The sequence below is a fragment of the Rahnella aquatilis CIP 78.65 = ATCC 33071 genome (genome assembly GCF_000241955.1).
Lineage (GTDB): Bacteria > Pseudomonadota > Gammaproteobacteria > Enterobacterales > Enterobacteriaceae > Rahnella > Rahnella aquatilis.
Map to the genome: position 1 here is coordinate 1104214 of NC_016818.1, position 14149 is coordinate 1118362.

17 protein-coding genes are annotated in these 14149 nt (G+C 53.0%); 8 read left to right on the forward strand and 9 right to left on the reverse strand.

Features of this window, described 5'->3' with window-relative positions:
• Window positions 1–16 precede the first annotated feature (16 nt).
• The 5 genes from RAHAQ2_RS05115 to RAHAQ2_RS05130 all read right to left on the reverse strand — a co-directional run bounded on the left by RAHAQ2_RS05115 (window position 17) and on the right by RAHAQ2_RS05130 (window position 3158).
• Window positions 17–259, reverse strand: a complete 243-nt coding sequence (locus RAHAQ2_RS05115) for a hypothetical protein (protein WP_015696213.1) — start codon at window positions 257–259, stop codon at window positions 17–19.
• 123 nt (window positions 260–382) lie between these two features.
• Window positions 383–490: a small membrane protein YniD gene (gene yniD / locus RAHAQ2_RS24800; RefSeq protein ID WP_015696214.1), complete on the reverse strand. Its 108-nt coding sequence runs from the start codon at window positions 488–490 to the stop codon at window positions 383–385.
• Between the two features lie 24 nt (window positions 491–514).
• Window positions 515–664 (reverse strand): hypothetical protein, encoded by a 150-nt coding sequence (locus RAHAQ2_RS05120; protein WP_231572417.1) that lies wholly within the window; start codon window positions 662–664, stop codon window positions 515–517.
• Window positions 665–765: 101 nt separating this feature from the next.
• Window positions 766–2010: an MFS transporter gene (locus tag RAHAQ2_RS05125; protein ID WP_015696216.1), complete on the reverse strand. Its 1245-nt coding sequence runs from the start codon at window positions 2008–2010 to the stop codon at window positions 766–768.
• Complete coding sequence (locus RAHAQ2_RS05130) at window positions 2007–3158, reverse strand: serine hydrolase domain-containing protein (protein WP_015696217.1); 1152 nt, start codon at window positions 3156–3158, stop codon at window positions 2007–2009. The genes RAHAQ2_RS05125 and RAHAQ2_RS05130 overlap by 4 nt, the downstream gene beginning before the upstream one ends.
• Before the next feature lie 114 nt (window positions 3159–3272).
• On the opposite strand from RAHAQ2_RS05130, the gene RAHAQ2_RS05135 reads away from it, so the two are divergent.
• From RAHAQ2_RS05135 to RAHAQ2_RS05150, 4 genes are all read left to right on the forward strand, one after another.
• On the forward strand, window positions 3273–4181 hold the full coding sequence (locus tag RAHAQ2_RS05135; RefSeq protein ID WP_015696218.1) for a LysR family transcriptional regulator: 909 nt from the start codon (window positions 3273–3275) through the stop codon (window positions 4179–4181).
• Window positions 4182–4208: 27 nt separating this feature from the next.
• The gene (locus RAHAQ2_RS05140) at window positions 4209–4700 is read left to right on the forward strand and encodes a GNAT family N-acetyltransferase (RefSeq protein WP_015696219.1); all 492 of its coding nucleotides are present in this window, start codon (window positions 4209–4211) and stop codon (window positions 4698–4700) included.
• A gap of 114 nt (window positions 4701–4814) precedes the next feature.
• Window positions 4815–5294 (forward strand): 2TM domain-containing protein, encoded by a 480-nt coding sequence (locus RAHAQ2_RS05145; protein WP_015696220.1) that lies wholly within the window; start codon window positions 4815–4817, stop codon window positions 5292–5294.
• A gap of 133 nt (window positions 5295–5427) precedes the next feature.
• Window positions 5428–6990: a sensor domain-containing diguanylate cyclase gene (locus RAHAQ2_RS05150; RefSeq protein WP_015696221.1), complete on the forward strand. Its 1563-nt coding sequence runs from the start codon at window positions 5428–5430 to the stop codon at window positions 6988–6990.
• Window positions 6991–7057: 67 nt separating this feature from the next.
• On the opposite strand, the gene RAHAQ2_RS05155 is transcribed toward RAHAQ2_RS05150, so the two are convergent.
• Together RAHAQ2_RS05155 and RAHAQ2_RS05160 are read right to left on the reverse strand one after the other, a co-directional pair.
• Window positions 7058–7330: a hypothetical protein gene (locus RAHAQ2_RS05155; RefSeq protein WP_015689466.1), complete on the reverse strand. Its 273-nt coding sequence runs from the start codon at window positions 7328–7330 to the stop codon at window positions 7058–7060.
• 90 nt (window positions 7331–7420) lie between these two features.
• Window positions 7421–8146, reverse strand: coding sequence for a DUF3053 domain-containing protein (locus tag RAHAQ2_RS05160; protein ID WP_015696222.1), 726 nt, complete (start codon window positions 8144–8146; stop codon window positions 7421–7423).
• A gap of 152 nt (window positions 8147–8298) precedes the next feature.
• Here RAHAQ2_RS05160 and RAHAQ2_RS05165 point away from each other — a divergent pair, with 152 nt between their 5' ends.
• Window positions 8299–9384: a DUF1615 domain-containing protein gene (locus tag RAHAQ2_RS05165; protein WP_015696223.1), complete on the forward strand. Its 1086-nt coding sequence runs from the start codon at window positions 8299–8301 to the stop codon at window positions 9382–9384.
• 352 nt (window positions 9385–9736) lie between these two features.
• On the forward strand, window positions 9737–9949 hold the full coding sequence (cspE, locus tag RAHAQ2_RS05170; RefSeq protein ID WP_013574336.1) for a transcription antiterminator/RNA stability regulator CspE: 213 nt from the start codon (window positions 9737–9739) through the stop codon (window positions 9947–9949).
• Between the two features lie 126 nt (window positions 9950–10075).
• On the opposite strand, the gene RAHAQ2_RS25680 is transcribed toward cspE, so the two are convergent.
• Both RAHAQ2_RS25680 and RAHAQ2_RS25780 read right to left on the reverse strand, forming a co-directional pair.
• Complete coding sequence (locus RAHAQ2_RS25680) at window positions 10076–10222, reverse strand: hypothetical protein (protein ID WP_156105431.1); 147 nt, start codon at window positions 10220–10222, stop codon at window positions 10076–10078.
• A 400-nt stretch (window positions 10223–10622) separates the two neighbouring features.
• Window positions 10623–10760 (reverse strand): hypothetical protein, encoded by a 138-nt coding sequence (locus tag RAHAQ2_RS25780; RefSeq protein ID WP_015696224.1) that lies wholly within the window; start codon window positions 10758–10760, stop codon window positions 10623–10625.
• A gap of 679 nt (window positions 10761–11439) precedes the next feature.
• Here RAHAQ2_RS25780 and RAHAQ2_RS05175 point away from each other — a divergent pair.
• Both RAHAQ2_RS05175 and RAHAQ2_RS05180 read left to right on the forward strand, forming a co-directional pair.
• Window positions 11440–12777 carry an MFS transporter gene (locus RAHAQ2_RS05175; RefSeq protein WP_015696226.1) on the forward strand — a complete coding sequence of 446 codons (1338 nt, stop codon included), beginning with the start codon at window positions 11440–11442 and terminating at the stop codon, window positions 12775–12777.
• The gene (locus RAHAQ2_RS05180) at window positions 12770–14116 is read left to right on the forward strand and encodes an enolase C-terminal domain-like protein (protein ID WP_015696227.1); all 1347 of its coding nucleotides are present in this window, start codon (window positions 12770–12772) and stop codon (window positions 14114–14116) included. The genes RAHAQ2_RS05175 and RAHAQ2_RS05180 overlap by 8 nt, the downstream gene beginning before the upstream one ends.
• Window positions 14117–14149 lie beyond the last annotated feature (33 nt).

The following is a 14149-nucleotide window of genomic DNA, read 5'->3' on the forward strand; positions in this document are numbered from 1 at the left end:
TGCCTGTGGGCGAAAATCAGTATTCGTACTCGTGGATCCTGACGGGTTTACGCAGCGTACGGGCCTTGTTGCCCGCCACTTTGGTAGCTTTGTCCGGATCGCCAGCCACAAATTCCAGCGTCGGTGAGTAATAAAAAGGCAGCCAGCCACCGTAGCCATTTTCCCACTCCCAGCGAACCGGGCAGGGCCACAGAATGTCTTCGTGCATAATGTAATAAGTCCATCGCCCATGCGGACGACGCGGTTTCGGTGTTTTCATAAACGGGCGAACATGCTCTTAAAAATCACTGAGGATATTCTGGCTCGCGTGGCGTAAGGTTTCAACCCCCTGACCGGATTGATGCTTATTTAAGCGGTTTTAACCGGGGTAATTTGCAAAACTTTACCCCCAGATCATTGCCGCCCAGCGTAACAGCATGAGTGCGCCACAGATACACAGCAGTACTACGACCATTTTCCAGTGCTTGATCATCATCCGTTTGGTTACCATTTCTCCTCCTGCCATTCGGGCATTTTAGCCCGCCATATGCTGATCGACATAATGAACAACCTGTTCTTTCAGTTCAGGAACGGCCTGATCGCTGAGCCATTCAAACGCCATCAGCAGTAAGGCTGCAATGGCAATGACTGACAAAAGTATAACGGTTTTATTACGTGCTTCCATGATTCTCATTGATTCTGAATTGCCTGCTTTTTACTCTGCCAGAACGCTGAAGCCGCATCGGGTGCGGCTTCAGCGTTCTGGTTCCGGAAAGGTTTAAGAAATTATACCTTTTCGACTGTTTCGAAACTTTGATCCCGTTTCTGCTCCTGCGGCATTGATGCTATTGCTGCATGACGGGCACCGGGGCGGAAACCATTCTTTCGGGCGCAGACGGCAATAATCAGCCCGGCGACGATGAGCAGTTGCATGGCCCATGGAAAAATGGCAATGCCCGCAGTTTCCAGCAAAACGCCTCCGGTTAACCCGCCACCGGCAATCGCCAGATTCCATGCCACGACCACCATCGATTGCGCCATATCGGCATGTTCACCGGTGGCATCAGCCATCGCTGTTTGCAGCAATGTTGCTGCACCGCCAAACGTCAGCCCCCACAGCGCGACACACACCGTTACGTTAAGCGGTGAGAAGTGGCTCAGCGCCAGCATCAGGGAAAGCAGGGCAAACATAAACAGGCTGGTAAGCAGGGTGCGGCGCAAATGTTTATCCACCAGCATACCGGTGATACCAATGCCTGCCAGCGCGCCAATGCCGAAAACCAGCAATATCTGATCGGCCCGCGCATCAAGCCCGGAAAGGCGCAGGAACGGCACAATGTAGGTATAAAGCAGGTTGTGCGCCAGCATCCACAGCAGTATCACCATCAGAATACTGCGCACGCCGGGCATCATCAGCACCTGCCTCAAAGGCTGGCGTTCACCGGCGGCCTGACCCGGATAGTCTGGTACTTTTCGTATCACCCAGACAATCAGCAGCACGGTGATAGCGGACATCACGCCGAACGCCATCCGCCATCCGAGCGCGGAACCCATCCAGGTACCCAGCGGGACGCCGACAGACAGCGCCAGCGGCGTGCCGACCATGGCCACCGACAACGCACGCCCTTGCTGATGCACCGGCACCATCCGCCTTGCGTAACCGGCCAGTAATCCCCATGCCAGTCCGGCTGCCGCACCGGCCACCCAGCGGGCGAAGAGCGTCAGGAAATAATTCGTCGAGAATGTGGTGAGGGTATTAAAAATCAGAAAGCCAAAGATTGCCGTCAGCAACGCCGTGCGGCGGTTCCAGCCCCGTGTCAGAGCCGCCAGCGGGATCACGGCCATCAGCGAACCGGCGGCATACAGCGTCACCAGTTGCCCGGCCATCGCTGGTGAAACATCCAGACTGGCCGCTATCTGGGGCAACAGCCCGGCGGGCAGGGTTTCCGTCATGATGGCGATAAAGCCGGTCAGCGCCATCGCCAGTAAAGCGGAAAGCGGAAGGGGTGATTTCAGTGCTGTGGCATTCATGACTGCACTCCGTACACGGCATCGCGCACTTCAGTGACAAACGCGCCTGACATGCCTTCATACAGGGTATTGGTGAAGGCGACGACGCTCAGTCCGGCGGTACGGTCAACGAACCAGGAGTGACCGTAAGCCCCGCCCCAGCGCCACGTGCCGGTTGATTCCGGTGAAGCGGCGGCCTGCGGGTTACGCAATACCGAAAAACCCAGGCCAAAGCCCAGCCCCGGCGATTCCGGCAGTTCGGCACCGCGAGTTTGATCGCGTCCCATTTCATCGACCAGCGCCGCTGACACTAACGGAGCGCCACCGCAACGCAGCATTTCCAGCATCTTCAGTACGTCTGCCGCGCTGCTGACCATACCCGCGCCGCCGTAAGGATAAGCCTGAGCATTGAGTGCGCGCGAAGGTGAGTATTCAATTCCTACGGTATTGTCGAAAGCGGCGACCTTTTCGCCTTCACACAGACGATGGGGCTGTGGCCCATCACTGACATACGGCGTAGCCAGCCGTGCCGGGTCATGGGCGAAGAAACCGGTATCCTGCATGTTCAGCGGGCCGGTCAGTTGCGTTTTGACCACTTCAGCGAGCGGTTGTTTGCACACCTGTTCCAGTACTGCGCCCAGCACATCGACGGCCAGCGAATATCCCCACGACGTGCCCGGTGTATACAGCAAAGGCACATCCGATAAGCGTCGCAGATTTTCCGCCAGCGAAATGCCGCTGCTGTCCATTCCGTCAGAAACCCCTGCACGGGCATAAGGGCCGTTTTCGTCCGGCTCAAAAAAGCGGTAACTCAGTCCGGCGGTATGACTTAATAACTGTCGTACCGTGATGCGTGCCGGTTGTCCGTCTGGCAGTGCAGGACGAAACTGCGGCAACCATGGATGAATATCATCATCCAGCGCCAGCTTTCCCTGGGTGATCAGCGCCATTGCAGCGGTGGACACTATTGGCTTGCTGACCGATGCCAGACGAAAAAGTGCATTTTCAGGCATAGGTTTTTGGCCTTCCCGGTCGGCAAAACCGGCTGCCTGGCGGTAAACAACTTCGCCGTGATGGGCGACCATGACAACGGCACCGACCAGTCTTTGTGATTCAATGGCCTGCGCGATAACGCAATCAAGCCGGGATTTCAATGCAGTGGAATTCATGGGATATCTCATTTCAGAAAGGGTTAAATCACGATAGAGATCTCCTCAGTGCGGAAAAAGTAGGGTAGATTTCCATAATATACGGACGCTGATGTCCGCAATCGGGGGGCAGCAATGGAAAATCTCAGTAGCCTGAATGTGTTTGTCCATGTGGCAGAAACCCGCAGTTTTGTCGCAGCAGGGCGAATTTTGGGTGTGTCGGCGTCGGCGGTGGGCAAAAGCATTGCGCGCATGGAAACTAAGCTGAATGTGCGGCTGTTTCACCGCAGTACCCGCAGCGTGACGCTGACCGCCGAGGGGACGTTGTTTCTTGAACGTTGCCGCAGGATTATGGCGGAATTCGAAGCCGCGCAAAGCGAGCTGTCACAACTGGCAGAATGTCCGCGCGGCAGATTGCGGCTGAGTTTGCCGCAGGTCAGTACGTTACTTTTGCCGGTGCTGGGCGAGTTTATGCGCCGTTATCCCGATATCGGGCTGGATCTGGATTTCACCGATCGCATCGTTGATGTGGTGGAAGAGGGGTTTGACGCCGTGGTGCGCACCGGCCAGCTGGCTGATTCCCGGTTGTCGATGCGCAAGCTGGGCACTTTTCATCATTTACTGGTTGGTGCGCCCGCTTATTTTGAACAGCACGGGATGCCTGCGAAGCCGCAGGAACTGGTTGATCACCGTTGTCTGCATTTTCGCTTTCCTAACAGTGGAAAGCTTGAGCTGTGGCCGCTGCCGGAGTATCAGGATTTAGCACTGCCGGTATCGATGGTTTGCAATAATATTGAAACCCGCCAGTGTTTTGCCCTGCAGGGGCTGGGCATCGCCTGTCTGCCTGATTTCAGTATTCGCAAGGAGCTGGCGCGCGGACAACTGTTGACGGTGCTGGATGATTACGTGAAGCGCAGTGGTGACTTTTACATTTTATGGCCGTCCGGTGGTTATATGACGCCGAAGTTACGGGTGTTTATTGATTTTCTCAGCGAGCGGGTTTTCCCTGAAAATCCTGAGCTGGCGCTGCTATGTCCAAATTAAATCTGTCTTTAACTGAGGGAGTGTGTGATGAGTCATTCTGTCTTAATTGAACGCTTTTCTGCCGCCGATCAGCGCGGTGTGGTTGACGTGATTTTACCGATCCAGAACCAGGAATTTGGCATTGCCATCACCGAAGAGCAACAGCCTGATCTGCATGATATTCCGCAATTTTACCAGTGCGGCACCGGGGATTTCTGGGTTGCCCGCTGTGAAGGGAAAGTCGTGGGTACGCTGGGGCTGAAAGATATCGGCAACGCGCAGACGGCACTGCGCAAAATGTTTGTCAGCGCCCCTTTTCGTGGCAGGGAGTACGGTGTGGCCGCATTGCTACTTAACACGTTGCTGCACCATGCGCAGACGAAAAATGTGAAGGACATTTTTCTCGGCACGACAGACAAGTTTCTGGCAGCGCATCGCTTTTATGAAAAGAACGGTTTTAAGGAAGTCAGGGTGCCGGATCTCCCGCCAGCCTTCCCGCTGATGGCAGTAGACAGTAAGTTTTACCGGTTAACATTCTGATTTTTAAGGCTGTCAGGTTGCTGTCGTGTCCATGTCAGGTTGCTGTCGTGTTGATTTCCGATCCCGCGTTGCATGCTGATTGGGTGTTCAACATTCACTCTACAGGTATAAATTATGAATCAGAGCAAAATCAGGCAACTTCGCATTTCCCGCGCATGGTCTCAGGAACAACTGGCAGAACTTTCCTCACTGAGTGTGCGCACGGTTCAGCGTATCGAAAATGGCGAACAGGCCAGCCTCGAAACCCTCGGCGCTATTGCGGCAGCCTTTGATATCAAGGTGGCTGAACTGACAGAAAACAATACGCAGGCGGGCAGTTTTTCGGAGCAGGCGCTTGACGAACAGATAGAAAAGGCCAGATATCAGGTGGCGGAAGAAAGCAGCTTTTACCGTTCCGTTCTGTTGTGGGCAGTGGTCAATGCCGGTTTGTTCGCGCTAAACCATTACACCTCGCCGGATTCAGACTGGTTCGTCTGGCCGCTGGGTATCTGGGGCGGTATTTTGTTGCTGCGTGGTTTACGCATTTTTGTTTTTCGCACAACAGTGGAGCGCTGGCAAAAAGCGCGTTTACAGAAGTTAATACGCAAGCCCTGAATCTTAAGACATTCAGCTAAAGCGCCGTTGTGAATCACCGGCAAAACCGCCCTGACTGAGACATATTAAAACCCTTGCCGGACATGCTGCTATCCTCTGTAATATTCAGAGTCATTAGCTCAACGGACAGAGAATGGATCAGCAGCGGCGGTTTGCATTTAATCTTAAAAGACTGATATTGCTTCTTGCACTGGTGAGTACGCTTGTCACCTTGCTCAGTAGCTACCTGGCAATTTTTCAGGTAGAGAAGAAACTCCTTACCGAATCCTCATTGCGGGCGAGTCAGTCTTTCGCCACACGGCTGTCGCTGACGGGCGATTTGTTTTTCAATGCGGCGAACAAGCAGGTGGCCTATAGCGCCGATTTACTGGGTGCCCGGTTTAATAATGTTGATGCCCTGACCGAAGAGGCCGATCGTTTGCAGGTGCAAAGTAAGCGCTTCAGCTCCGTGCTGGTGGTGGATAAAACCGGCGTCGTGCGTGCGGCATCGCGAAACTCTGCGACGATGGTTGGTTTAACACTGGAGTCGGATGCCAATACCGCTGCGCTGAAAACGCAAAATCCGGTACTCAGCTCGCCGTTTCGCACTCCGCAGAATAATCATATCATTGTGCTTTCTTCCCCTATCCGTAACGCGCGTGGCGGCTATCTCGGGTATCTGGCGACCGAAATTGACCTGAGCAAAGGCGGCATTGTGGATACGCTGATAAATGCGCGCAATTACCGTAAAGACGCCTATATCTATGTCATCGACCGTGAAGGTGACGTGTTGTATCGCGACGCCTCAGGCTGGAGCGAAAGCGCGCCACAGGGGCATGTCAATAAGGCACTTCTGGGTGGCCGGGAGCAGGGTTTTTTGCGCATGGAAAACCTGCAGGGCGAAGAATCTCTGGCCGGTTTCTCCACGATGGAGGTGGCGGGGTGGACGGTGCTGGTGCTGCATCCGGCGAAATCTGATGTGGTGCTGCTGTATCACGTAATGGTGCTGGTTCTGATCTACACGCTGCCGATCGTTATCTTGGTATTTATCTGCATCTGGTTGCTGACGCGCTATATTTCGCGCCCGCTGCGACAGCTTGCCTCAAAAGCTGACACCATGGATTCACATGATGTCTCCGAGGAAATTCAGCAAATCAATGCCTGGTATTATGAAGCGTCGAAGCTGAAAACGGTGATGTTGCAGGGGATCCGATTGTTGCATCAGCGCATCGAACAACTCAGTACCGAGGCCCATACCGACCCGATGACCGGGCTGCTGAACCGGCGCGGTTTTTATGAGGCGGTAGATAAACAGCTAACGGGATCGTCGCGCATTGCGGTCGTCACGCTCGATATCGATCACTTCAAAAAAATAAACGACACCTACGGGCATGGTGTCGGTGATATGGTGATTACCCAACTGGCGCGCCATATTCTGAGTAATTCGCGGGAAGGCGATTTGCTGTGCCGCATGGGCGGCGAAGAGTTTCTGTTGCTGCTGCCCGGCGCGTCACTGACGCAGGCCATCGGGCTTGCCGAGCGTTTGCGCAAGCAGGTTGAAGTGCAGCAGTTTGAGGGGGCCGGTCAGGTCACTATTTCACTCGGCGTAACCCTGTTCTATCCCGGAAAAGCCAATATCGACGGCGCATTGAGAACGGCGGATAAAGCGTTGTATCAGGCCAAAAATGAAGGGCGTAACCGCGTGGTGAATTTGTAGAGGGAGTGAGGCTAAAAGGCCCCTCAGAAGAAAGAGAAAAGGCTCAGGCATCGCGCCTGAGCTTTTTTTAGCGTGAACCCGGCAGCAGGGATTCAGTGCATTTGAAGACGTCTTCGCGGAATTTGCGTGAGGCGTCATCCAGATCAGCCTGATTGGCGACATCTGCACGGTTGGCTTCCAGTGCCTGATTGACCGCGAGGGTAAAGGCATTTTCCTGGCTGGCATTCAGCACATTACCGACGCTGCCAAACAGCAGACGCATGGCGGAAATCTGTACCAGCAGTTCACGGTTTACGCGTTCGAGCTGATCCACTCGTTTGTTCAGGGTCTCGTCATTCATAGGTGTCTCCTTATTTAATTGCCGCACACCATAACAAAAGCACTGCAATGAAAAAACCGTCTTCCACTGACCGGGTCTTTGCCTGGGGGATTAACGCACCATTTGCTGCATCTGACGGCTCAGTTGCATCAGTTGCGCGTTCAGCGGAACCAGTTTTTGCTGGATGGCGTTGTATTTATCCAACTGTTTCTGGTTGGCAAATTGCAGACGATTGCCGGTGATGGTGACATTTTTGCCCTGATTCTTGATGAAATCGGCCTTCGCCACAATCAGGTTCAGTACCTGCGGCAATAAATCGAACACCTGCTCAGTGATCTGCGACGGTTTAACGATGGTTTTTTCATAGGCCTGATCGTAAATCTTCTTCAGGTCATCTGGCTGTTTCAGGGCGGCATGCTGCGTATCGGCCTGGGTTTTCAGCAGCACGATTCTCTCTTTCCATCGTTCACTGCTGTCAGCCATTTTCTTCAGATCATCGCGCTGTTCCAGCAGGTTACTGACGCTGTTTACGCCGTTCATGCCGGCAAAAACTGGCACCAGCGAAGAATCCAGTTCGATATTCATCTGATGATGAAAACCGGTGATGATCGCGTAATCTTTCGTGTAATCGCCAAATTCTTTTTTCTGCGCTTCGGTCAGTTGCGGCACGGCCAGCACGGGTTTATCGAGGATCCGCGACTGAAGAAAATCCATAAAGGCTTTGCGTTGTGCGGGTTCTTTATCACCGCAGCCGCTGAGGACAAAAATCATCAGCAACATCATAAAAGGCAGTAAAAATGCGCGGTGTAAGGTTTGCGGGCGGGGCGCTGAGTGCATAATTTCCTTGTTCCTTTATCTCCATCATCAGAGCATTAACCTTAACGCATAAAGATAATTTTTTGCTAGATCAGCATAGCTATCTTCGCTAACGTCACTCGCAGAGTCATTTATCCAGGGAATGTATAACTTTGAAGAATAAGTCATTTTCGATGAAACAGTTCGCGCCGGTGCTGGCCATGATGATCCTTGCCGGTTGTACCTCGACGAAAAAAAGCGCAACGCCGGTACAAAACCCGCATGACGTGAAAGCGGATATCGTGCGGCTGATGCCGGCATCGGCCTCTGACCGGAAAGGCTGGGCGACCGATATTACGGCCGCTTTCACCACGCAGGGCATCCCGGCGACGACCGAAAATATCTGTTCTGTGCTGGCGGTGGCGCAGCAGGAATCCAATTTCAGCGCCGACGCACCGGTGCCGGGATTAAGCAAAATTGCCTGGAAAGAGATCGACCGGCGCGCCGATGCGGTTCATGTGCCCAATTTCCTGGTGCATACCGCGTTGTTGCTGAAATCGCCGAACGGAAAATCCTACAGTGAGCGGCTGGATAACGTAAAAACCGAGAAACAGCTAAGCGCGATTTTTGATGATTTCATTGATATGGTGCCGATGGGGCAGAAACTGTTCGGCAATCTGAATCCGGTGCATACCGGCGGGCCGATGCAGGTCAGCATCGCGTTTGCCGAGCAAAACGCCACAGGCTATCCGTATCAAGTCGACGGTTCGATCCGCAACGAAGTGTTCAGCCGCCGCGGCGGTGTGTATTTTGGCGTCAAACATCTGCTGGGATATCCGGCGAATTACACGCAACCGCTGTACCGCTTTGCCGATTTTAATGCCGGCTGGTATGCCAGCCGCAACGCCGCGTTCCAGAGCGCGGTCAGTAAAGTGTCCGGCGTTCCGCTGGCGCTGGACGGTGACCTGATTAACTACGGCACTGATAAACCGGGCAGCACAGAGCTGGCGGTACGCTCGCTGAGCAAGCGTCTGGACATCAGCCAGTCCGCCATCCGCAAGGCGCTGGAGAAGGGTGAGCAGCTGGAGTTTGAAGATACGAAGCTCTATAAACAGGTCTTCGCGCTGGCGGATAAAACCACCGGTAAACGCCAGCCGCGCGAGATGCTGCCGGGCATCACGCTGGAAAGCCCGAAGATTACCCGCAAGCTGACTACCGCCTGGTTTGCTAAGCGGGTAGACGGTCGTCGTGCGGATTGTATGAAAAGAGCGGGAGGATGATTCTTAAAGCCTGCCTGAACCCGGCAGGCTTTCTCCTTATTTAATCGGGCCCCAGCCGTTGCCACGGGCGGCCTGAGCGATATTTCCTGATGGAATGAAAACACCGGTAATATCATTGCGTTGAAATAAAAGCTTGCTTAATAAATCCGCCTGTGTGTAAATAGCGTCAACGGTTTGTGGTTAAGACCTATTTATGTAAGACATTTTAGTAAAGCAGTTCCTGGTTCAAGTGATATAGCAAATCCTTTCTCCGACGAATTTCCTTCTCTGATGCATCCATAAGTATTTCAAATAAAAACAGACCTATATTGCCCTATGGCATCATAAAATAAAAACGAAGAAGGTATTTCCTATGTCTAATAAAATGACTGGTTTAGTAAAATGGTTTGACGCTGGTAAAGGTTTCGGTTTCATCTCCCCTGCAGACGGCAGCAAAGACGTGTTCGTTCACTTCTCTGCAATCCAGAGCAATGATTTCAAAACCCTGGACGAAGGTCAGAACGTTGAGTTCACCATCGAAAATGGTCAGAAAGGCCCATCAGCGGGTAACGTTGTCGTTCTGTAATGTCGCCTGATATTGAAGGCAAACACTCTGCAATAGCGAAGATGGGTTAAACCCGGAGCAGCCAGAATAATTGTTTCAGTATCGACATTATTAATGACAAAAATAAACCCTGGCCAACGCCGGGGTTTATTTTTTATAAGCTTCTGGATTTATTTCCGGAGCCATAACAGAAAAGCCGGTTGAAGTATTTTTCATCTCAGCCGTTTTTTCTGTTATGAAATGGCCGTGCTCAGGCCGCGCAATGTCGGAGTGTTCGATGGACGCTTGCGCCATAATATGACGGCCGGGAAAGCACCGGCAAATTCCCTTTATCCTTTGGGCTGTCTCTGCGTTGGCCGTCTTCGCTCACCCCAGTCACATACTAATGTATGCTCCCGGGGACTCGCTCAGTTGCCGCCTTGATCCAATCCAAATGCTTGCGGGAATGCCTTTCTTCACTTCCTGCAACTCGAATTATTCGTGAATAAGCTGTGACTGCTTTCGCCCAATCCAAATCCAAATGATGTCTTTGCCGGAAAACAGGCAAAAAAAAGCCCGCACGCGGCGGGCAAATAACAGGGTTCTACAGGGGTATTACACAGGGACATCACACAACATTTGATGGATTTAAGATATCAAACCTTGTGTATGGTTTTGTCATCACCCGGTAAGGTTAATCCAGCAGATGTAAGGCTTATTTGTCCGCATAATGGGTAATGACCTGATCAATTTTGGCGTCTGCCAGGGCAATTCCTTTCTGTATCAAAGACTCAGAGCCGATGCTTGCCAGCACGATAATGACGGCAACAATCATTAATCCTTTGTATGTCATGATTTTTCCTTCCGCATTTCTCAATGAATAGCAGCATTATGCGACGATACTGAAAGTACCGCCACATGACCAGGGTAAACGGAGGGAAAGGCGTTATGCGCCTAAATGGCCGACGGTGAAATAAGTCACCAGGCCGACGATCACCAGCAGCGCGATGGCGGCTGCGGTATAGAGAATGATGCGTTTCGGGCTGTAAAATGCCATGAAATGTCCTTATTTATCCGTCATCGTTAATGCGGCTTCATCACAGAAGTTCCATCATCAGGGCCATCACATAGCCGATGCCAACAGAGCCACCCGCCATCATTAACCAAAAAGCAGTTGCCTTCATTTCGCACTCCTTGTGCGGGACGGAGCGTCCCCATAATCTGTTTCAGGATGCAATAATAACAAACATATAATCCGTATGGATATATATCTGTCCTTATTTTAAGGGATCCGTCGGGAAAATCCCTTTCTGAACTGTGAAGTACCTCGCTAATCTGCGCAAAAGCAATGACGAAGCAGGGTAAGTTATTGTGCTTATGCACATCATTTAATGCATTGATAATAGGCGGTAATTGTGTGATTGATTCCTTGCGGGTGATCAAAGCTTAGGCGGCTGCACAATGGTAAATCCCGGTGTTCACCTCTTACTTAGTGTTGCAGTTGTTCATAATTTCAACGCTAAGGGAACACCATGAACGGTCATGAAAATAAAGCGGTACGCAGTGCAAACCGCAAATTCTTTGCCCGCACCATTCCGATGCTCATCCTGATGTTGATCATTAATCAAATCGATCGCACCAATGTCGGATTCATCAAACACAGCCTCGAAACCGACGTGGGCATCAGCACTGCTGCGTTCGGCTTTGGTGCCGGGTTGTTTTTCGTCGGTTACGCGCTGTTTGAAATTCCCAGCAATATGCTGATGGACAAGTACGGCGCGCGCGTCTGGCTGACGCGCATCATGATCACCTGGGGCGCGGTGGTCTTTGCCATGGGCTTCGTCACTACGCCCATGCAATTTTACGTGCTGCGGTTTCTGCTCGGCGTCGCCGAAGCCGGTTTCTTCCCGGGGATCCTGTTTTATTTTCGCAAATGGGTGCCGAATGTTTACCGCGGCCGTGCCACGGCGCTGATTCTCACCGGATCGGCGGCGGCGTATTTGCTCTCCGGCCCGGTTACCGGCGGCCTGCTGGAGCTGCATGATTTTATGGGATTACCCGGCTGGCAATGGGTGCTGTTTATCGAGGGTGCGCTGTCGGTACTGGTCGGGATCGTGGCAGCGTTCTTCCTGGTGTCCAGGCCTGAAGAGGCAAAATGGCTGACCAGTGAAGAGAAAATTGCGCTGAGTCACGCGCTGAGCACGGAGTCCAGTTCGCGTGATTTACACACCCAAGGGCAGTCGCGCTGGAAGCTAATCACGGATGGCAAAATGGCGTATCTGTGTTTTCTGTTCTTTGTCATGTGCATGACCGGTTACACGCTGGTGTTCTGGCAGCCGGAGATCATCGGCCGTATTCAGGGGCTTTCCCCCTTCCAGATCGGCATGCTGAATTCCGTTCCGTGGATTTGCGCCATTATCGCTATCAATATTCTTGGCCGCGTCAGTGACCGTTTCCGTGGCAGTCGCGAAACCATTCTGGCACTGGCGCTGATTGTGGCGGCGATCGGCACCTGTTTGTGTACTGTCGGCAGCCCGTGGTTTGGTTTGTTTGCGCTGTGTGTGGTGTGTATCGGGACGAAATCCAGCGCGGTATTGTTCTGGCCGATCCCGCAAAGTCAGTTGCCGTCATCTATCGTGGCACCGGGGATTGCGCTGATCAATTCGCTGGGCAATCTCGGCGGTTTCTTCGCACCGGCGGTGTTTGGTTATCTGCAACAAACCACCGGCAGCACAACCGCGGGCTTGTATATCCTCAGCGGAATTTCGGTGTTCGCCGCTATCACACTGTTCTTCACCAAAACCCACCGCACGCCAACGCAACCTGAATATCACGCCCCGCAGGGAATGGAGCCAAAACGTCATGTCTGATACGCCTAAAATTGTCGAAATGCAGGTTATTCCGGTTGCCGGTTACGACAGCATGCTACTGAACATTGCCGGTGCGCATAACTGCTATTTCACCCGCATTTTGCTGGTACTCAAAGACAGTGCCGGGCATACCGGCGTGGGTGAAGCGCCCGCCACAGGCGTGGTGCTGAAGATCCTTAATGACGCCATCCCGCATATCGTCGGGCAGGAAATCGGCATCATGAATCAGCTGGTCAGCGATTTGCACAAACGGGATCTGGAGGAAAACCGTCAGCCGAAACCGGTGCTGCCGGGCTTGCGTCCGTGGGATCTCGAACGTCATCACAATGCCGTCGCGGTGCTGGAGACGGCGCTGCTGGATCTGATGGGGCAGTTTCTTAATCAGCCGGTGGCGCAACTGCTTGGGCCGGGTAAACAGCGCGATGAAGTGCCGGTACTCGGTTATCTGTTTTATATCGCCGACCGGCAGAAAACCGATCTGGAATATCTGGAAGGAAAGGCACAGGCAGGGCAACATCCGTGGTACCACCTGCGCCATCAGGAGGCCATGAGCCACGAAAAGGTGGTGCAACTGGCGGAAGCCGCGCAGGATAAATACGGCTTCAAAGATTTCAAACTCAAAGGCGGCGTGCAGGCGGGTGAAGTCGAAATCGAAACGGTCAGGGCGCTGAAAAAACGCTTCCCGCAGGCGCGGATTACGGTGGATCCGAATGCGTCCTGGTCGCTGGAACAGGCGATTTCGCTGTGCAAAGACATGCACGGGATTTTGTCTTACGTTGAAGACCCATGCGGAGCGGAGCAGGGGTTTTCCGGGCGTGAAACGCTGGCGGAATTTAAGCGCGCCACCGGATTACCGGTCGCAACCAATATGATTGCCAACGACTGGCGGCAGATGAGCCATGCGCTGCAACTGAATGCGATCGATATCCCGCTGGCCGATCCCCATTATTGGTCGATGCGCGGCGCGAATACTATCGGCACGTTATGCAATGCGTGGGGACTGACACTTGGCTGTCATTCGAACAATCACTTTGATGTGTCGCTGGCGATGCTGGCCCATCTCGGGGCGGCTGCGCCGGGCGAGATCACACCATTTGATACGCACTGGATCTGGCAGGAAGGCCAGCATCTGACAAAAAATCCGTTGCAGATTAAAGACGGTAAACTGGCGCTGAACGGGCTGCCGGGGCTGGGTGTTGAACTGGATATGGATGCCGTCGGCATCGCCCATCAGCGTTACAACACCCTGCGGCACAAAGATCGCGATGATGCGATCGCCATGCAGTATCTGATCCGCGGTTGGGCATTCGACGGCAAGCGTGCCACTTTGGTTCGCTGAAGTCGGGGGCCGCTGACGTCGGACTTATTTCAG